The 19,944-nt window shown below is 53.5% G+C and carries 13 protein-coding genes; 9 read left to right on the top strand and 4 right to left on the bottom strand.

What is annotated here, in order from left to right:
• Positions 1–120: 120 nt before the first annotated feature.
• Both ACGG9R_RS01865 and ACGG9R_RS01860 read right to left on the bottom strand, forming a co-directional pair.
• Positions 121–1,329, bottom strand: coding sequence for a PLP-dependent aminotransferase family protein (locus ACGG9R_RS01865; protein ID WP_390150754.1), 1,209 nt, complete (start codon positions 1,327–1,329; stop codon positions 121–123).
• A 696-nt stretch (positions 1,330–2,025) separates the two neighbouring features.
• Positions 2,026–3,579 (bottom strand): DEAD/DEAH box helicase, encoded by a 1,554-nt coding sequence (locus tag ACGG9R_RS01860; RefSeq protein ID WP_390150751.1) that lies wholly within the window; start codon positions 3,577–3,579, stop codon positions 2,026–2,028.
• Between the two features lie 765 nt (positions 3,580–4,344).
• Between ACGG9R_RS01860 and ACGG9R_RS01855 the strand changes: the two genes are divergently transcribed.
• The 7 genes from ACGG9R_RS01855 (at position 4,345) to ACGG9R_RS01825 (ending at position 12,336) form a co-directional block, all read left to right on the top strand.
• Complete coding sequence (locus tag ACGG9R_RS01855; RefSeq protein ID WP_390150748.1) at positions 4,345–5,520, top strand: M20 family metallopeptidase; 1,176 nt, start codon at positions 4,345–4,347, stop codon at positions 5,518–5,520.
• Positions 5,521–5,827: 307 nt separating this feature from the next.
• Entirely contained in the window at positions 5,828–6,841 is a 1,014-nt protein-coding gene (gene argF / locus ACGG9R_RS01850; protein WP_390150745.1) for an ornithine carbamoyltransferase, read from the top strand.
• Positions 6,842–6,858: 17 nt separating this feature from the next.
• Positions 6,859–7,836 (top strand): N-acetyl-gamma-glutamyl-phosphate reductase, encoded by a 978-nt coding sequence (argC, locus tag ACGG9R_RS01845; protein ID WP_390150742.1) that lies wholly within the window; start codon positions 6,859–6,861, stop codon positions 7,834–7,836.
• Between the two features lie 283 nt (positions 7,837–8,119).
• Positions 8,120–8,974: an acetylglutamate kinase gene (gene argB, locus ACGG9R_RS01840; RefSeq protein WP_390150739.1), complete on the top strand. Its 855-nt coding sequence runs from the start codon at positions 8,120–8,122 to the stop codon at positions 8,972–8,974.
• Positions 8,975–9,427: 453 nt separating this feature from the next.
• Positions 9,428–10,597, top strand: coding sequence for an aspartate aminotransferase family protein (locus tag ACGG9R_RS01835; RefSeq protein WP_390150736.1), 1,170 nt, complete (start codon positions 9,428–9,430; stop codon positions 10,595–10,597).
• Positions 10,598–11,128: 531 nt separating this feature from the next.
• Positions 11,129–11,479: a hypothetical protein gene (locus tag ACGG9R_RS01830; protein WP_287835597.1), complete on the top strand. Its 351-nt coding sequence runs from the start codon at positions 11,129–11,131 to the stop codon at positions 11,477–11,479.
• A 2-nt stretch (positions 11,480–11,481) separates the two neighbouring features.
• The gene (locus ACGG9R_RS01825) at positions 11,482–12,336 is read left to right on the top strand and encodes an IS3 family transposase (protein ID WP_287835595.1); all 855 of its coding nucleotides are present in this window, start codon (positions 11,482–11,484) and stop codon (positions 12,334–12,336) included.
• A 494-nt stretch (positions 12,337–12,830) separates the two neighbouring features.
• Here ACGG9R_RS01825 and ACGG9R_RS01820 read toward each other — a convergent pair whose 3' ends face one another.
• Together ACGG9R_RS01820 and ACGG9R_RS01815 are read right to left on the bottom strand one after the other, a co-directional pair.
• On the bottom strand, positions 12,831–14,081 hold the full coding sequence (locus tag ACGG9R_RS01820; protein WP_390150732.1) for a pyridoxal phosphate-dependent aminotransferase: 1,251 nt from the start codon (positions 14,079–14,081) through the stop codon (positions 12,831–12,833).
• Positions 14,082–14,526: 445 nt separating this feature from the next.
• Positions 14,527–15,414 carry a hypothetical protein gene (locus ACGG9R_RS01815; RefSeq protein ID WP_390150729.1) on the bottom strand — a complete coding sequence of 296 codons (888 nt, stop codon included), beginning with the start codon at positions 15,412–15,414 and terminating at the stop codon, positions 14,527–14,529.
• Between the two features lie 506 nt (positions 15,415–15,920).
• Between ACGG9R_RS01815 and ACGG9R_RS01810 the strand changes: the two genes are divergently transcribed.
• Both ACGG9R_RS01810 and ACGG9R_RS01805 read left to right on the top strand, forming a co-directional pair.
• Positions 15,921–17,684, top strand: a complete 1,764-nt coding sequence (locus tag ACGG9R_RS01810) for a diguanylate cyclase (protein ID WP_390150726.1) — start codon at positions 15,921–15,923, stop codon at positions 17,682–17,684.
• 453 nt (positions 17,685–18,137) lie between these two features.
• Complete coding sequence (locus tag ACGG9R_RS01805; RefSeq protein ID WP_390150723.1) at positions 18,138–19,925, top strand: diguanylate cyclase; 1,788 nt, start codon at positions 18,138–18,140, stop codon at positions 19,923–19,925.
• Positions 19,926–19,944 lie beyond the last annotated feature (19 nt).

Here is a 19,944-nt window from a genome sequence, read left to right as displayed (position 1 = left end):
AAGGCGGCGAAGCCGCCACGAGAACCCTGAACCCTGAACCAAATGAAAGCAAAGTAAAAAGGGGCTGTGAAGAAATGAATCCTCATTTCTTCACAGCCCCTTCAGATCAGCGTTTCTCGCTCATTTCTGATCAGCGAGGTACGCTTTGAGCGCATCAGCGAGTCTCTTTACGCCTTCTACGGTGACATCGTCATCATTGTAGGAGAAGTTCAGGCGGAAGAAGTTCTTCTTGCCGGATTCCGGGAAGAAAGCATCGCCTGGTACGTAAGCGACTTTTCTTTCCAGTGCGTACTTGAAGAGGTCGCGGGAATTGCAGCCTTCCGGCAGTTCGACCCACAGGAAGAGGCCGCCATGCGGATAGGTGCATTTGACATCCTTCGGGAAGTATTCTTTGATGGCATTGCACATGACGTCACGACGATGTCCATACAGCTTGCAGTTATCCTGAACGTGGCCTTCGAAGTCATAGTTCTTCATGTACATAGCGACTTCACGCTGGGTGACAGATGGAGTAGCAAGATCGGTGGATCCTTTGACGAGATCCATCTTCGCGAGGATCTCATCATTGCAGACCATCCATGCGAGTCTCATGCCGGGAGCCAGTGTCTTGGAGAAGGTGCCGGAGTACATGACGAGGTGTTTCGGATCCATGGTGATGAGCGGAGCGATCTCTTCGCCTTCGAAACGCAGATCGCCGTAGGGGTTGTCTTCGAAGACCGGGATCTCATACTTGGTGACGAGTTCCATCATTTTCTTGCGGCGTTCGAGGGACATGCAGCGGCCGGTCGGGTTCTGGTAGTTCGGAATGACGTAGATGAATTTGACATTCGGGGTGGATTCCAGATATTTTTCCAGTTCTTCCGGAATGATGCCGTCATCATCGGTCGGGACTTCGATGTATCTTGGCTGTTCGAAATCAAAGGCACCGATAGCGCCGAGGTAGGTCGGGCTTTCACAGAGAACGACGTCGCCTTTGTTCAGGAAGACACGGCCGGTAATGTCAAGACCCTGCTGAGAGCCGGTGACGATCATGATGTTCTTGGCTTCGACCTTTTCCATCCCCATCGGCATGTACATTTTGTTCATGCGATCAGCGATGGCTTCACGCAGACCGAGGAAGCCGAGGGACGGGCCGTACTGCATAGCGCCGGCGCCATCTTCTTCACGGACCTTGACAGCGACTTCGGTGAGTTCCTTCAGCGGAAAGGTCTTCGGAGCCGGCAGACCGCCTGCGAAGGAAATGATATCCGGCTGCGCGGTCAAAGCCAGGAGTGGACCAAGGTCGGAAGGACCCATCTGTTCGAGTACATCAGAAAAACGAATTGCCATAGCAATCTCTCCTTTCAAAATAAGAAGACGATGTCTTCTGTATTGCCTGTTGTTCTATAAAAGAATGAGACAGAGGGTTCAGGGTTCAGGGTTCAGGGTTCAGGGTTCAGGGTTCAGGGTTCAGGGTTCAGGGTTCAGGGTTCAGGGTTCAGGGTTCAGGGTTCAGGGTTCAGGGTTGCGGTGGCGGCTTCGCCGCATTTTATATGAGGCGATGCCCGAAGGCTGGGGGATAGAAGTCAGATGTCTGATGTCTCCTAGTCTAATCCCTAGCCGCTCATCCCAGCTTTCAAATGCAGCAGTCCGCGTTCCTTTCGGAAAAACAAAAACGCCCCCACTTCCTTTCGGAAGTAGGGGCGACATGCGCGGTACCACCCTACATTATACTCAATTCATCCCTAACGCGGATCTGCGCCTTTCCCTACTCCGTTCGAAAAAGGGGCTCACAGGGGATGATCATCCATCATGACCGGTACTGCTTTTCACCATCCAGCAGCTCTCTGAAACTTCCTCACAATCGATCCTGTCCTGTTCTCTGCCTTTCATCTTTTATTGTATATCTGATTTTACTACTCTTAGAGGAAATGTCAATAGAAAGTTTCAATACGGAACGGATCCGGAAAGCTGCATGAAAAAGAGGAGCTCTTCTCCATCACAAAAGCCCCCTTCGAGGGGGGCTTTCTGATCCACACTATTTCCTTAGTTGCTTTCTCTGAAGTACGGCTTGAAATTCGATTCATGGGCGCCCTTGCTGTCCTTCCCGCGGTTATCGCGGCGGCCGTTTTTGTTATTATCGAAACGGCGGCGGCGTCCATCGAAGCGGCGTCCATCACGACCTTCTGCCCCATTGCGGCCTTCCCCGTGGAAGCGTCTTCTCGGGCGGTCTCCGCCATCGAAGTGGCGGCGCGGGCCATTGCCTCTTCTTCTGCGGAAATTCGGGAGCTCTTCGGTGATATTGACCGGGGTGACGTCCGGCTGCTTGGTGAGGAGCTTGATCGCTGCAGCGACGAGAGAGATGGAGTCAACATCATTCAGAAGATCTTCGGCGCTTTCTCTATAGTCTTCGAGCCCCCCTGCCTGTGCGGTATCCGAGAGACTTTCGATGGCTGCCTTCTGATTTCCTTCGATGACCTGAGAGAGAGTCGGGACTGCACGTCTCTTGATGCGGCGGCGGATGACGCGCTCGATGTCACGAAGCTGGCCCATTTCTCTGGAAATGACGAAGGTCGTCGCAAGTCCCGTCTGTCCCGCACGGCCGGTACGGCCTACGCGGTGGACGTAGATCTCCGGATCCTGCGGCATGTCGAAGTTGTAGACGTGGGTGACGCCGGAAATATCAAGACCACGGGCAGCGACGTCGGTCGCTACCAGGATATCGATTGTGCTTTCCTTGAACTGACGGACTACGGTGTCTCGTTTCTGCTGCGAAAGGTCTCCGTGAAGTCCTTCGGCCATATAGCCTCTCTTCTTCAGGGCTTCGGTCACTTCATCACAGCGGCGCTTCGTGCGGACGAAGACGATAGCAAGCTCCGGATCCTGCATGTCGAGCAGACGGCAGAGCGCATCAAATTTCTGACGGTCGGGCAGTTCGATGTATTCCTGCTCGATAAGATCGATGGTGACAGTCGCTGCTTTGATCTTCACGATCTCCGGTTCCTTCAGGAAGGTTTCCGCCAGCTCGCGGATCGGTGCAGGCATGGTCGCAGAGAAGAACATGGTCTGGCGTTCTTCCGGAATGCCAGCCAGAATGGTACGGATGTCATCGATGAATCCCATATCTACCATTTCATCGCCTTCGTCGAGCACGAGGATCTGCACATGAGACAGGTCGATGGTGCCGCGCTTCATGTGGTCCATCAGACGGCCCGGGGTCGCGACGATGATATTCGGGTGCTTTCTGAGCGCTTTGAACTGGCGCTCGATATCCTGTCCGCCGTAGATTGGCAGTGCATGGATCGGCAGGTACTGGGCAAGATGGTTGATCTCTTCCGCAGACTGGATGGCAAGCTCACGGGTCGGCGAGAGGACAACGGCCTGCGGTCCCTTCCCGGAAATGTCGATCCGCTCCAGGATCGGAATGCCAAAAGCAGCCGTCTTGCCGGTACCGGTCTGTGCCTGCCCGATCAGGTCCTTCCCGGTAAGCGCGGTAGGGATAGCGGCTTTCTGGATGGGAGTCGGTTCTTCAAAGCCCATATCCTCTACGGCTTTCAAAATTTCCGGCTTTACGCCGAGTTCTGTGAATGTGTCGTACATAGCTCCTCCTTGTGCGCTCATGGGTACGCCGGGCGTTCTTCGCCCTTTTGACTGTATATATTATATGTATGTATATAGGGAAACGCTGATTAAATCGCAGAATCAGATTTCATATGGCTTTTTATACATAGTGTCGTCGACATTCTCCTTAAATAGCTCGCTATTCGCGTCGAATGTCTCCTCGCTCTGTATAAAACTCCAAGAATGAAATCTGATAACGATTTAATCAGTGTTTCCCTAGCAGGCTCTGGGGAAATCCATTCCCTCATGCATTTCGCATCTTCCGGCGTCTAGCCGGGCATAAAAAAAGAGAACGCTGCAAGCGTCTCTCCCATGACTGTTTCGTTCGATTGTCCGTTCTCTCGGTGCCTGCATAGCGGCTTTATTATATCATACTTCGTCTATATCCTGCAGAAAGGAAATGGAAAAGCACCTTGGCGTTCACCGCACCGCGCTGCCTCTTCCTTTAGAAAGCTCATCCTTGCAAGTGAGACGTGGCGCTTTAGCGCATCCGCATCGAAGGCTTCGAAGCATCTCAGCAAGGACGATCCAACCGCTGCCATCTCCCAGATCGGTACCAAAAAATATTCTAAATTCCTCTTGCATGTTTATTCTCTTGGTTGTATAATTATCACAATTCAATTTAAAGCTATTTACGAAGAAGGCTCGTTTAACCCAATATTTCAAGAAATTCTCACCTCTTAGAGATGAATAGAATTGTATAACATGCATAAACCGGCTTTCTTCCTCAAAGGAGAATCACTCATGTTTGAAAAAGAAATCAAAGAAAAAGTCAATGAGATCACACCACAAGTCGTGACATGGCGCCGCCATTTCCATACTTACCCGGAAATCTCCGGTGAAGAAAAAGAGACCTCCCTCTACATTCAAGAAGAGCTCAAAAAGCTCGGCATCCCATTCGAGACAGGCTTCTTTGGCACTGCCGTCCTTGGCACGATCAAAGGCGAGCAGCCCGGCAAGACCGTCGCTCTCCGTGCGGACATGGATGCACTGCCCGTCACCGAGCAGACAGGACTTCCCTTCGCTTCGAAGAACGAAGGCAAGATGCACGCCTGCGGCCATGACAGCCACATGGCGATCCTCCTCGGAGCGGCCGCCGTATTGAACCAGATGAAGTCCCAGCTCAAGGGGACAGTCAAGCTGGTCTTCCAGCCAGCCGAAGAAGAGGCAGCGATCGGAGGCGGCCGTCACATCGCAGCAAGCGGCAAGCTCGATGATGTCTCTGAGATCTATGGCCTTCACGTCTGGCCGGAGCTCCCCGTCGGCGTCATCGGCTTGAAGCCGGGCAATCTCATGGCCGCTTCGGATCGTTTCTACGTCCATGTAAAAGGGAAATCCACCCATGCAGCACAGCCGCACAACGGCACCGACGCACTGGTCGCTGCCGCACACTTCATCATCGACGTGCAGTCCCTGATCTCCCGAGAGATGAACCCGATGGAAAACGTCGTCTGCACCATCGGCCTTATGAATGCAGGCACACGCTACAATGTCGGCGTCGAAGATGCCTACCTCGAAGGCACCGTCCGTACCTACACACCGGCGCTGCGCGACAAGATGGAAGCGCGCCTCAGTGAGATCCTGAAGGGGCTCGATGTGATGTTTGGCACACACTCGGAGCTGAACTACGTCCGCGGCCACAGCGCCACCATCAATACACCGGAAAAGATCCAGTTCCTGCAGGAGATCGGAAAGACCTACGTCGGTGAAGAGCACCTGACCCAGCCGCAGTACCCGTCCATGTGCGCGGAAGACTTCTCCTCCTATCTGGAAAAATTCCCCGGCGCCTTCCTGTGGCTCGGTACCGGCAAACCGGGCACCCCGGCCCTTCACAATGCCAGCTTCGCCATTGATGAATCGATCCTCCCCTTAGGCGTCACGATGGAAGCCGCAGCGGCGATCGAGGCTTTGAATAAGTAAATCACATAAACCACGCGAAATTTGAAAGCAGGGATGAGGGATTAGTAGCTAGGGATTAGGAGCCTCGAGTGACTGGTGACTGGTGACTGGTGACTGGTGACTGGTGACTGGCGACTAAATGCCACTTTCGGGCATCGCCACGATCTATACTCTGCGGTGCTTCCATATTTTTATGCGCCGCACCAGCACTCCTAACTCCTAACTCCTAACTGGCGAGCAAAGCTTTCATCCACAATCAGTGGACGAGGCACCCCACGAGCGAACCCTGAACCCATTGAACCCATTACCCCCCATAGGAGATCCCACCATGAATCCAGTCTTACATCAATCCTTCCTCACGATGCTCGACTATACGCCCGAGCAATTCGCCTACTACCTGGACCTTGCAGCCCAGCTGAAAAAAGATAAAAAAGAAGGCAAAGAAGCCCAGACATTAAAGGGCAAAAATTTTGCCCTTATTTTTGAGAAAGACTCCACCCGCACACGCTGCGCTTTCGAAGTCGCTGCCCGTGACCAGGGAGCCTACACCACCTACCTTGGCCCGACCGGAAGCCAGATCGGCAAGAAAGAATCCATCGCTGACACCGCCCGCGTGCTCGGCTCCATGTTTGATGCCATCGAATTCCGCGGATTCGACCAGAGTGCTGTCGAAGAACTCTCCGAAAAAGCCGGTGTCCCCGTCTGGAACGGCCTCACCGACTATGACCACCCGACACAGACACTGGCGAATTTCCTCACCCTGAAGGAGCACTTCAAAAAGCCGCTGAACCAGATCTCCTATGCCTATGTCGGACACGGCCAGTCAAACATGGCGCACGCCCTGATGGCAGGCGCCGCGCTTGCCGGCATGGACTTCCGCATCATCGGACCTGCCCAGTTCTTCCCGGAGGATGACTTCACCGCCAAGTGCAAGGAGATCGCAAAGAAGACAGGCGCGACCTTCACCTTCACCGACGATCCGGTAGAAGGCGTCAAGGGCCTTGATGTCATCTATACCGGTGTATGGGTCACGATGGGCGACCCCTATGAACTTTGGGGCGAGCGCATCAAGCTCTTCATGCCATACCGCATCACCATGGACATGATCAAGAACACAGGAAATCCGGACACCGTCTTCTGCCACTGCCTGCCTGCTTTCCACAATACAGAGACCAAGGTCGGAAAAGACATCTACGAGCGTTTCGGCTTGGACGGCATCGAAGTCACCGACGACGTTTTCGAAGCCCCATTCTCACTCATCTTTGAGGAAGCAGCGAACCGCCTGCCCACCATCAAAGCCGTCATGGTCGCTACCTTTGCTGACTATCCCATCGAAAAGTAAGAGAGGAGGAAATCATTATGACTACGCAAAAACTGCCGAAAGTATTCATTGTTGGTGAATCGGGGACCACGGGCCTGAGACTGCACGATCGTTTGATTTCCCGAAGCGACATCGAGCTTCTCTCTCTCCCCGATGAAAAAAGAAAAGATATCCCCACCATCGTGGAATATGCCAAGAATGCAGATCTCATGTTCCTTTGTCTCCCCGATGATGCCTCCCGCGAGATTGTGAAAGCCACCGAAGGCACCGGCATTCGCATCCTTGACACCTCCACGGCCCACCGCACCAAGGAAGACTGGGTCTACGGCTTCCCTGAACTCTCTTCCGAGCAGTACAAGGCCATCAGCAAAGCACAGAAGGTCGCCGTCCCCGGCTGCCACGCCAGCGGCGCGATCTCTATCCTGTATCCGCTCGTCCACGCAGGCGTCCTTCCGATCAATTACCCGCTCCACATCGTATCCCTCACCGGCTACAGCGGCGGCGGCAAAAAAATGATCAAGGAATACGAAGAGGAAAAGACGCTTCCGCTCGCCTCTCCCCGCCAGTACGGCCTCTCCCAGAAGCACAAGCATCTTCCGGAGATCATGAAGGTCTGCAAGCTCTGCGAGACACCGCTCTTCTCGCCCATCGTCGCGGATTACTACGCCGGCATGGAAGTCACGGTCGGTTTCCACACCGGATTCCTCCAGCTCCCCTGCGGCCTTCCCGGCGACATCACGCTGGAAGACTTCCATACCATTTTTGAAAAACAATACAAGGGCTCGAAATTCATCAAAGTCTCCCCGCTCTCGACCGAGGAAACCAATGCGCTCTTCCTCGCCGCCAATGAAAATGCGGGCAAAGACTCCATGACCCTCTACATCACCGGCAACGATGAACGCATTCAGGTCGTATCCCTATTTGATAACCTCGGCAAGGGCGCCTCCGGTGCTGCCATCGAGTGCATGAACATCATGCTGGGTCTTCCTCCGGAAACAGGGCTCGTGGTGGACTAGACATCTGACTTCTCACTCTGCGAAGGAAGTCCCCCCCATTCCGCATTTTTCCCTCCTGCTGTCCATCTGCTGGCACCGAATGTACCGGATGTCCCCAAACCCTTACCCTTAAACCCTCCGGGCATTCGATGTCATCAGATGGACAGCAGCGGTCTTTCATGAAAGCAGAACCTAAAGACAAGATCAAAGTGTGAGCCCGCAGCTAGGGAAACACTGATTCAATCGTTGTCAGATTGAATCAGCGTTTTCCTAACACGGAACCTATACAAAGGAGCATCTCTATATGATTACAGACAACGCCATTCGGGCGGAGATCCTGACACAGGCCGTCCCCTACATCAAAGAATATACCGGCAAATACGTCGTCGCCAAGTACGGCGGAAATGCCATGACAGACCCCGTCCTGAAGAAAAACGTCATGCAGGACATCCTTCTTCTCCATCTCATCGGCGTGAATGTCATTCTCGTCCATGGCGGCGGCCCGGACATCAATGCCATGCTGGACGCTTTGAAGATCGAGTCGCACTTTGAGAATGGTCTTCGTGTCACCGATAAAGATACCATGGACGTCGTGCAGATGGTCCTCGCCGGCAAAGTCAATAAAGGCCTCGTCGCCTACCTTAGCGCCCTAGGCGGAAAAGCCATCGGCCTCTGCGGCATCGACGGCAATATGATCCAGGTCCATACCAAGGACGAGAAGCTGGGACTCGTGGGAGAGATCGATCATATCGACACGGGTGTGATCGACAGCGCACTCTCCGCCGGATTCATCCCCGTCATCTCCTCCGTCGGTATCGACAACAAGGGACAGCCGCACAACATCAATGCAGACACGGCTGCTACCAAGATCGCCGCGGCGCTGAATGCCGAATGTCTCGTCTTCATGAGCAACATCGACGGCGTCATGAAAGACCCGAAGGATAAAGACAGCCTCCTCCACAAGCTGACTGTCGTAGAGACAGAAGCCCTCAAAAAGGACGGCACCATCAATGGCGGCATGATCCCCAAAGTCGATGCCTGCACCGATGCCATCAAGGATGGCGTAAAGAAGGTCTTCATCATCAATGGCGAAGTCCCCCACGCTCTTTTGATCGAGCTTCTCACAAACGAAGGCCTTGGGACCATGTTTGTAGAGTAGTGGCTGGTGGCTGGTGGCTGGTGACTAGGGATTAGGGATTAGAAATTCCGCCCAAGCCAAGACTCGAGAGAAAAAGTAAGTGAAGCTATCGTCCTCTCGTATCGTCATTCCGAGCGCAGCCGAGGAATCTTTGTTGTATTCCTTTGAAAAATTCTCTCGATATCCCTATGCATGAAACGCCGTATTTCCAGGGAAACACTGATTAAATCGTTGTCAGATTTAATCAGCGTTTCCCCAGCTTTCCTATCGTACGGTGTTTCCCATTTCCCTTCCTCTAACAGTCATAACTAACCGCAAACGAAAAAGATTCCTCCACTTCGGCCCTTATGACGATACGGGAGTACCGCTCATCTAAAATTTACGACGCTTCCATATTTTCATGCGCCGCATCGCCCCCATTGCACCTTCAGAACCTCATGAACCCATTGAACCATTCCTCAAAGGAGCCTATCTATGAATACCATCGAAAAAGATCAGAAATACATCGCACATGCCTACCACCGTTACCCTGTCTGCTTTGTGAGCGGCAAGGGATCGATCCTCACAGACGAGGACGGCAAGGAATACATTGACCTCGGCAGCGGGATCGGTGTCGACATCTTCGGCATTGCCCACGAACCATGGATGGCTGCTGTGGAAAAACAGCTCCACACGCTAAACCACGTCTCGAACCTGTACTATACGAAGCCCGATGCAGAGCTTGCCGAATTGCTTTGCGAAAAGACCGGCATGAAGAAGGTCTTCTTCTCGAACTCCGGCGCAGAAGCCAATGAATGTGCCATCAAAGGCGCGCGCAAGTACTCCATCGACAAGTACGGCAAGGATCGCAACGTCATCGTGACCCTCATCAATGGCTTCCACGGCCGCACCGTCACGACGCTCGCTGCGACCGGGCAGGACGTTTTTCATCAGAATTTCTTCCCGCTGACCGAAGGCTTCCTCTATACCCCGGCGAATGACCTTCCTGCCTTCATCGACCTCTGTGAAAAGAATCCGAATGTCTGCGCCGTCATGATGGAGTCCATCCAGGGCGAGGGCGGCGTGCATCCCCTCGACAAGGATTTCTTCGAAGGCGTGAACAAGTATGCCAAGGAGCATGACATCCTCCTCATCGTCGATGAAGTCCAGACCGGCAATGGCCGCACGGGCAAGCTCTACGGCTACATGAATTTCGACGTACAGCCTGATATCGTCTCCACCGCCAAGGGCCTCGGCGGCGGTCTTCCGATCGGCGCGACGATGTTCGGCGAAAAGACGCAGGACGTCTTCACCTACGGTACCCACGGCTCCACCTTCGGAGGCAACCCAATCGCCTGCGCCGGCGCGGTCTCCATCCTGAAGGAGATCGATGACACTCTCCTTTCCTCCGTCAAGGAAAAGGGCGACTATATCAAAAAGGAAATGGAAGGCGCCAAAGGCGTGAAATCCGTCGCCGGCATGGGCCTCATGCTCGGCATCGAACCGGTCACACCTGTCGGACCGATCGTAGAAAAGCTTCTCGCCAAAGGCGTCGTCGTCCTCACGGCGAAAGAAAAGATCCGCCTCCTCCCAGCGCTCAATATCCCTATGGAGCAGCTGAAGAAAGCGGTCGCCATCATGAAGGACGTGCTGGCAGAAGAATAAATCGTATGCAAAAAGCCGAGATGAGGTTTGCTCATCTCGGCTTTTTTGTTGTTGGGTTCAGGGTTAGCCCGTGGGGCGTGCTGCCTCTGGATTATGGATGAAAGTGCTGCTCGAATGAGGAGTGAGGAGTGCTGGTGCTGCGCATAAAATATAGAAGCGCCGCGAATATATATGGGGCGATGCCCGAAGGTCTCTTGATAGAAGGTTTCCCTCGTATCGTCAGCCTTCCCCTCGAGGGGAAGGTACCCCGCAGGGGCGGATAGGGCACTGACGGTATGAAAGAAAGTGGGGAAATGCGTTTCAAGCAAACAATGTACGAGAGCACCCGAGCGCCGCAAAAAAGTAAGCCAACCCCGCCTCGCTGCGCTCGGCAGCCCCTTCCAAAGGAAGGGGCTCGTGCGGTCACTCCTGAAGTGGTAAACTAAAATTGGACACAGAGGGGGTAATCTTTAGACATACAGTGTACACTGCATAGGCAGTGCAAAATAAGCACTGGACAGAGCGTCCCCCTTACTGGACAGGAGGTTTACCATGAAGTACACGAAAGAACAAAGATTGGACATCGGTCGACGAATTTACTACAGCGAAATAAGTCGGTATGAAGCCGCGGAAGAATATGGCATTAGTGAGCAGACCGCACGGAATTACATGAGAATGTATCGGGATGTCAATCGGCTGCCGCCCAAACACGGTCAGAGATCCATCGGCGCACTCTCTTTCAAGAAAGAGCCGGTAGAGCTGGATGAACTGAAATCTATGACAAAGGAGGAATTGATCCAGGAGCTGATCAAGGCCAGGATCACAGAAGCAAGGTTAAAAAAAGGATACGAGGTGAAGGGAGATGGTACGGTAATTCTATACGCCAGCAAGACTACCAAGTGATTATGGAGCTGTCAGGAGAAATCCCAGTAAAGATCCTATGTAAAGCAATGGGCATCCAGCGGAGCAGTTTCTACGCATGGAAGAAGCATCTCTCCCATCCTTCGGAAAGAGAGAAGAACCTTGCAAGCAATGTCAGGCTGTTTCAAGAATACCACTCGAAGTATCCGTCGCATGGTTACCGCTGGCTGAATGCCAAGATACGCCTAGACAAAAACATTGTCCTGTCTGACCCCTATGCTCATAAGTGTTGCAAGATTGCGGGAATCAAGAGCAAGTCCAAGCATTACCGCTACAAGAAGGCTGGAGATCCGGCACGGATATTCCCAAATCTGCTCCTGTCAGAGATGCAGATTGACGGGCCGATGCAGTGCATCGTGAGCGATATGACAGCGTTTTATGTGAAGGGCGCCTACTACGAACTGACTCTTTACATGGATCTCTGGAACAATGAGATTGTCATCTATTCCCTTTCGGCAAAGCGTGGCGACCGCATGACCTATATCAGTGGGCTGAGAGATCTGATTGCATGGAAGGAGCAACATCCAGAACACCAAATGATCCTGCACACGGACCAGGGATCTGTCTACGCATCTAAGGCCTACAACGACCTGCTGCCCATGTACGGCATTACCCGGTCGATGTCACGTGCCGGAACGCCGACAGATAACGCTGCAATGGAATCTGTCAATGGATGGATTAAGGCCGAGATGTTCATGGACTTGCACGTGACCGGAGAGAAGTCCATCGCGGAAGAGGTGGATGATTACATCCATTTCTTTAACGAATATAGGCCAGCCTATACATTGGGCTACTTGACGCCGAAGCAGTACCGAGAACGCCATATTTCTAAATGCTGAACTTATTCAAGTTGTAGTTGGCATAAAGTGTCTGGCGGTTCCCGAGACGATGTTGGAAGATTCACTGTATCTTGTACAAGTATTCAATTTTTATGCCTAATTTTTTTAGTTTCGTGTCCAATTTTTGTTGACAAGTGCACTCCCTCCTTCCTATGGAAGGAGGTGCCCCGAAGGGGCGGAGGTTGGCTGGGGATAGCGGTATTTTCGAAACAAAGCCTTCCCCCTCGAGGGGAAGGTGCCCCGCAGGGGCGGATAGGGCGCTGGCGGTATGAAAAAGAGTGGGGAAATGCGTTTCAAGCAAGCGATATACGGCAGTACCCAAACTTCGATTTTTGTAAACGGCGATGCCTGAAGGTCTGCGGATGGCAGGCTTCCCGTTTGGGGGTTCCACACATCGACCACTAAACCGCGAATAACAAAGATTTCTCGCTTCGCTCGAAATGACAATACAGGAATCTGATGTCTTCTAGTCTTCTAGTCTCTCAGTCTCCCCCCTACTGCTCTGCGCCTGCTTCTTTGATCGCGATGGCGAGCTTGTGGGCAAGACCGGCCATCTTAGGTTTGGAGACGGAGCAGACGGCCAGGCGGATGCCTTTCTTCAGCGGTACCATGAAGACATGCTCCTTTTCCAGATAGTCGCAGACCGCCTGGGACTTGGTGACCGGGATGGTGATGAAGAAGCCGGAGATGTAGGGGACGAATTTCACGCCTTCCTCTCTCGCTTCCTTCATGAAGATCGCCGCTCTGTCCTGAATGAGGCGGAAATACTTGGCGCGCTCTGCGTCGAGCGCTTTGATCTTTTCATCGTCGCGGCAGATGCGGATCATCGCATTCTGCGCTGCACTGTTGCAGTTCGACCAGGTCGCACGGCTGGCGTACTGGTTAATGTCTACGAATTCTTTGATGACATCCTTATCGGAGGAGATCCCGATCATCGCGCCCATGCGCTGGCCATACATGGTGAAGCCCTTGGACAGGGTGTAGGCACAGACCGTCAGAATATTCTTCGGGAGGCCGCCGAAGAGACGGAAGAATCTTCGGCATTCCTCCTTCTCGCCGCTGTAGTCGAGGTATGCCACATCCGGAACCAGGATCGCCTTCTTCGTTTCATCCTTGACCGCTTCTTTCAATACATCGATGGCTGCCTGCCATTCCTCATCTGAGAGGCAATAGCCCGTCGGATTGTTCGCGATGCCATTCAGGATGATGACGATATTGTCCTGACGAGAGAGGATATCTTCCACCTTCTCCTTGAGATCTGCCGCATGGAAATGACCGTCCTCTGTCAGAAGAGAGAAAGTGCGCACCTTGCGGTTGTTGTCATCGATCAGGCTGTCATAGGCGCCCCAGTGCCAGTCAGAGATGAGGACCTCGTCTCCGACCTCCGAGTAGTTATGCACCACATGATGCAGCACGCCCGTGCCGCCGGGGGTCGAGCAGGCATCGATGTAGCCCTCCGGACGCGACTTGCCAAAGCACTGGTCGATGCAGGCATCCAGAAAGGCGCGATACCCCTGGATCGGTGCATATGCGCACATTTCCTTCGGCGTGAGGGCGGAGAGAGCCTCTTTCACCACATCCAGCACGACCAGACTGCCATCTTCATCCAGAATGGATCCGACGGTCGCATTCACCACATTCTCTGTGCCGATCTTCTCCGCCAGCGCGATCGCGCGGTTGTTTGCCGCAAAAATATTATCCTCTGCGCTTTTCCCCTTCGCATGGGGTGCTGCCATACTGTACATAGTTTTCCCTCCTGAAGCCTTCGCTTCAAAAAAGTCCACAGCAAAACTACTTTGCCATGGACTTCGTTGTCAATGATATGAAATTTGACCACTTTATTATAAAGCAATAGAGTGGAAGGTTCAAGGTATGGGGTTCAGGGTTCGGGGTTCGAGGGGTGTGGTGGCGGCTTCGCCGAGATCCTTCGGCTCAGGTCGCAGCTGTTCTGGCATTCGTTATCTCACATACGACGTTTCTCTCCGCTCAGGATGACGAAACAGGGCGATGCCCGAAGGTAGTATTCAAGTTACAAGTCACTAGTCACTCGGCACCCCTAATCCCTAATCCCTAGCTACTCATCCCTGCTTTCAAACTTCAGGATTGTGGCGGCGGCTTCGCCGCAATATATATGGGTCGATGCCCGCTTGAGACTTGGAGACTTTAGACTCCAAGTCTCTTGGACTCTCATCACTTTTCTTCCCAGAACGGATTCACGAGGCGGATGATCCATTTCTCACCACCGGTGAATTTGCTGTTGTACTTCCTTGCGGTATCCTCAAGGCGCTTTCTGAGCTCTGCTACCGCTTCCTCAAGAGCGAGGATGGTCTTCACTGCGGTATCCGAGCGCATGTCATCGCCGCACACCGGACAGAGCGGAGGCTTTACGAAGTCCGCATTCACACGCGAATGGCAGTGCGGGCAAGTGATGAAGTCCCCCGCGAACTTTTTCTCATTCTGTGTCTCCTTATAAGCGGCGAGACGCTCTTCCTTTTCTTTGAGACGTTTGGCAAGAGCGATCATCTTGGGTGAAGGCTCGATACCGATCTTGTACTTCACCGCATACGAAGTCGGGACACTCTCTAAATACTCCAGTGCCTGGTTCTTCGTATTAAAGATCTTTTCCTTGAAGAAAAGCCCCTTGAAGACTTTATTCGCCTCGCGCTTCATGAAGCCTTCGGCCACGAGCGCCTCCTTCATCGTGTCCTTGATATCCTGCGAGGGATGGGTGATGTCGAATTCCCAGATCTTTTCCCGCCAGTCGCCCTTTCCGGACGCGGCATTCCCAGGCTCACTCATTTCCTTCTCTTCCCTTTTTTTCGCGGCTGCTTTGGGCTTGGGCGCTGCCTTCGGGGAAGCGGCCGACGCTTTCGGTGAAGCCTTCTTCACGCGAGCCGGCTTCTTCTCTGCTGCCATTCCTTCGCCAAAGAGTGACGCTTCTTCCGAGACAGCCGCCTTCGCACGCTTCTTCTCCGAGGAAAGAGCCGCCTTCTTTGTACGTGCCTTTGGCTTCTTCCCCGCCGGCTTTGCCATCATGAATGCAAAAATATCTGTCTGTTCATAATTGGGATCTTCCATCTGAGATCCTCCTTTATCATGGGTCTTCATAGTAAAAAATTTTCTCTATCATATCACAGGGAACGGGGTATGACTAGGGCGGCTTCCACAGGTATACGTTCGAGCGCAAGCCCCATTTTTGCATATTTGTGTATACCCTATTCCCAGACAGAAAAAGGAGTGATATAATTCATTATATAAACAAAGTATAAATCGAAATTTTCAAACTTTATATTTACCGTTTAGGAATTATCAAAAGCTTATAATAAAGGCCCCTAAAATATATTTTGCGTTCCCATTTCAAAGCTGCATGTAAATTTAAAAGAAATGATTTACACCCCCTAAATTTTACCTTTTACCGGGTGGGCGGCGTATCGTACAACCGAAAGAAACGGATTTCCGCTTCCCGCCGGAAACACTGACTCTTTCGAAAACATGCACCATAGATTTGTTTTCTGAGAGCAGCATTTTCCAATAAGCCTCTTCGATGCACGTGCGAAGGCTTCCTCTGAAAGGTTTGATGATTCATGCTCCAAATATCCCATTGTCTCCGCTCTCTCGATGACATAGAAAGCTGCATCCGTCTTTTTGCAGCCTCCTATGTCCCGGGAAAGCAGTCGATCCTGATCTCCATATATACGCACTGGAATAAGCCGGAAACGATCCGCGAGATGACCCGGCTCTTTTGTGCTGCCTTCCCCGAGGCAGAGATCGCCGGCATGACGACCGCCGGCGGCATCGATAATGGCCGCATGCGTCTCCATCAGACTGTCGTCACCATTCAGTTCTTTGAAAAGAGTGACGTCCACACCGCCATCTATGACTTTTCCCAAGAGCCCATGGAAGACCTCGGGGAAAAAGCGCGAAGCTTCTGCCAAAGGCAGAAAGACCTCTCTGCGCTCCTTCTGCTGATGACACAGCGCTGCTATGACTTCGAGCCCTTTTTGACCGCGCTCGACAAGCTGGGAAAGGACATCCCCATATGCGGCGGATATGCCCATACCTATCGGAATGAAGATGGCATCTACGTCTTCACCAAGGATGCCATCCTTTCCCGCGGTATCCTTCTTGTCACCTTTTCCGGTGACGTAAAGGTCATGACAACGAGCGTCATGGGCTGGCAGCCCCTCGGACGCACCATGACCATCACAGCGATAGACGGCCCGCTCGTCATCCGCTCCCTCGATCACAAGCCCGCGGCCTATTTTTATCAGAAATATCTTCACAGCACGGATTTCGGAAAACGCGAGCTGCTCTTCCCTCTCGTCAGAAGCAGACATCAGGTCCAGCTCTCCATTCTCCCGCTCGAGTCACGAAGCGACGGTGCGCTTCAGACAAATGTTTTCAGCCACGTCGGCGATCAGGTGCAGATGGCTTACGGCGACCCCGATCAGGTCATCCTCTCCAGCCGCGAAGCACTTGGCCATATCGAGCGCTTTGCCCCCGAAGGGATGCTCCTCATCTCCTGTGTCACACGGCGTTACTTCCTGAAGGAGGATGTCAATCAGATCTTGTCTGCCTACAGCGACTTCTGCGTCGCGCCCGGCGGGTACGTGAATGGCGAGCTCATCCGCATCGCTGGAAAAACACAGGCGACCAATATGACCCTCATCTCCGTCTGCTTCCGCGAAGGCGAGGTGCCCCTCGTGGCTGCGACGAGAAAGCCGCATGCCCCCGTCGTCCTTGGTGAAGCGCTCTCTACGATCCAGCGGCTTGCGACCTTCGTCACGGAAACCACGAAAGAACTCGCAGAGACACAGAAACAGCTTTCCTTCGCTGCCAGCCACGACAGCTTCACCGGTCTCCTCAATCGTGGCTCGATCGAGGAAATGCTCTGCCGCTGCCATAAAGATACCCGTGCGCGAAGGCTCAACTTCTCCGCGCTCATGATCGACCTCGACACCTTCAAGCATATCAATGATACCTTCGGTCACAATAAAGGGGATGAAGTGATCCGCGAAGTCGCAGCCATCATGAAACGCATGATACGCCCGACCGACTTTGCCGGCCGCTGGGGCGGTGACGAATTCGTCATCCTCCTCCCCGGCACCACACCCCCCAGCGCACTCATCGTAGCGAGCCGCCTGCAGAAGGCCTTCCGGCGTATCCAGCTCCCCGACCGCTCCTTCCTCACCGCCAGCATCGGCTGCACCACCGCCTCGCCGGAGGAGACCGAGGCGGGCTTCTACAAGCGCATGGACGATGCCCTCTACCTCGCCAAAGAAGGCGGCAGAAACCGCATCATTCTCCTCAATGCCGAGCATCAGGTGAAAGAGGTGACGCAGGACTAGTGACTGGGGACTTGGGACTGGGAGACATCAGATTCCTCCGCATCGTCATTTCGAGCGAAGCGAGAAATCCTTGTCATTCGCGGCGAGGGACTCACGATTTCCCCACATGTGCCGCGCTGTTCCGCTTTCCCCATCTGTCTTTCATCCCGCCTGTGCCCTATCCGCCCCTACGGGGCACCTTCCCCTCGAGGGGAAGGCTGACGATACGAGGGAAAGCTGCTATCAAGAGACCTTCGGGCATCGCCCTGTTTCGTCATCCTGAGCGGAGAGAAACGTCGTATGTGAGATAACGAATGCCAGAACAGCTGCGACCTGAGCCGAAGGATCTCGGCGAAGCCGCTACCTTCACTCCTCACCCCTCACTCCTCATTCGAGCAGAGCTTTCCATAATCCAGAGGCAGCACGCCCCACGGGCTAACCCGGAAACCCTATTTCTCCAAAGAAGGAGTCCTTATGAAACCGTACTCATATACCATTTCCAAGCCCTCCGAAATCGAAGGCGTCATCCGTGCCTTTCGTTCCCTCGGCGCGAAAGGCTGCTCTCTTCTGATTTCCATTTTCACCTCCTACACAAAAGCGGAAGGACTTCAGAAAATGGTGGATGCGCTGTCTCTATCCTTTCCGGAAGCGGAGATTTCAGGGATGACGAGCAGCGTATGCATCGAGCAGGGCGTGAACCGCACCGGAAAGATCATCATCCTTTTCGAAGTCTTCAAAAAGACATATATCCACACGATCTGCTTCGACCATGAACCAGGGAAGGAAGAGGCCGTCGGATGTGCAGTGATGAGCGAAATCGCTAAGATTTCTGAGCCCCTCTGCGGCATCGAGATCTTGGCCTCCCAGAGCGATGACCATTTTTCTGACTTTACGCCCTTCCTGAACGTACTGACGCGCGAGCTGCCGACGACGCTTCCCGTCTGGGGCGCACTCGCAGACTCCCAGACATGGCCGGATCATACCTATGTTTTTTCCAAGAACTACATCTCCAGCGCGGGACTTGCCATCCGCGTCTATACGGGTGAGATTTCCATCATGCTAAACCATGTCCTGGGCTTCCGCCCGCTCTCTCGTCCGCTCACCGTAACCGCGATGGACGGCCCTATGATCATCAAAGAGCTCGACCACAAGCCTGCGGTCTACTACTACGATAAATACATCCACACCCCTGATTTTCAGGAGCAGTCGCTCCCCTTTCCGCTGCTCCAGCTGGCAGATGGCTATGTCCAAGCACACCTGCCGCAGGGACGCACGCTCAATGGCGGCATCCTTTTCAATATCCGCTGCACCGTCGGTACAGAGATGCGCCTTTCCTACGTCGACCCGGAGCTGATACTCGCAGAAACGAAAAAGATCTGGGAGCAAATGCATGCATTCGGAGGCGAAAGCACGCACATTCTCTCCTGCGCCGCGCGCTACCAGTTCCTCAATAAGAACCTCGGCGACGTCCTTGCCAATTACAACCATGTCACCCCTTCCTTCGGCATCTACGCCCATGGAGAAATATACCGCGCCGGGCAGCGTCTCGTCGCCGCCCATCTGACGGGAAATGTCGCCGTCTTCCGCGAAGCAGAAGAGGCGCAGCAAAAGGATGTCTCCTATAACCCCGTCCACCTGACGCAGCACATGTCCCATCTCCTGCAGATGGCGACCTTCGTCAGCACCGCCATGAAAGAACTGGAAGAGACGCAGGACGCTCTCCAATTCGCTGCGACCCACGACAGCCTCTCCGGTCTTTTCAACCGCGGCGCGATGGAAAAGTACCTCGCCCAGTACGTCAAAAACAATGCGGGGATCGGGATGCCGCTCTCTGCCATCATGATCGACCTCGATCATTTCAAGACGATCAATGATACCTATGGCCACTCCATCGGCGATGCCGTCATCCGCACCCTTGCCGATCTCATGAAGAAGCACACCGCAGGCAGAGGCTACGCTGGCCGCTGGGGCGGTGATGAATTCCTCATCATCCTTCCCGGCTCCACGCTGGAAACGGCGGAGATGCTCTCCATCCACATGAAGGATGCCCTTCTCCACGCCCATGTCCTCCCGGACGATTCCCCCGTCAGCGCCAGCTTCGGTGTCACCATTGCCCGCCCTGGCAAGCTTGAGCAGAGCTTCTACAAGAGGGTCGATAACGCGCTCTATACCTCCAAGGAAAACGGAAAGAACCGCATCACCATCTTCGATGCCAATGGAACGGCAAAGGCTCTGACGATGCAGGAGACTGGTGACTGGTGACTGGTGACTAGGGACTAGG

The organism is Dialister sp. i34-0019-2H8, assembly GCF_042846925.1.
Classification (GTDB): Bacteria; Bacillota; Negativicutes; order Veillonellales; family Dialisteraceae; genus Dialister.
The sequence above is the reverse complement of the archived record's forward strand: the minus strand, read 5'-3'. Positions and strand labels throughout refer to the sequence as shown.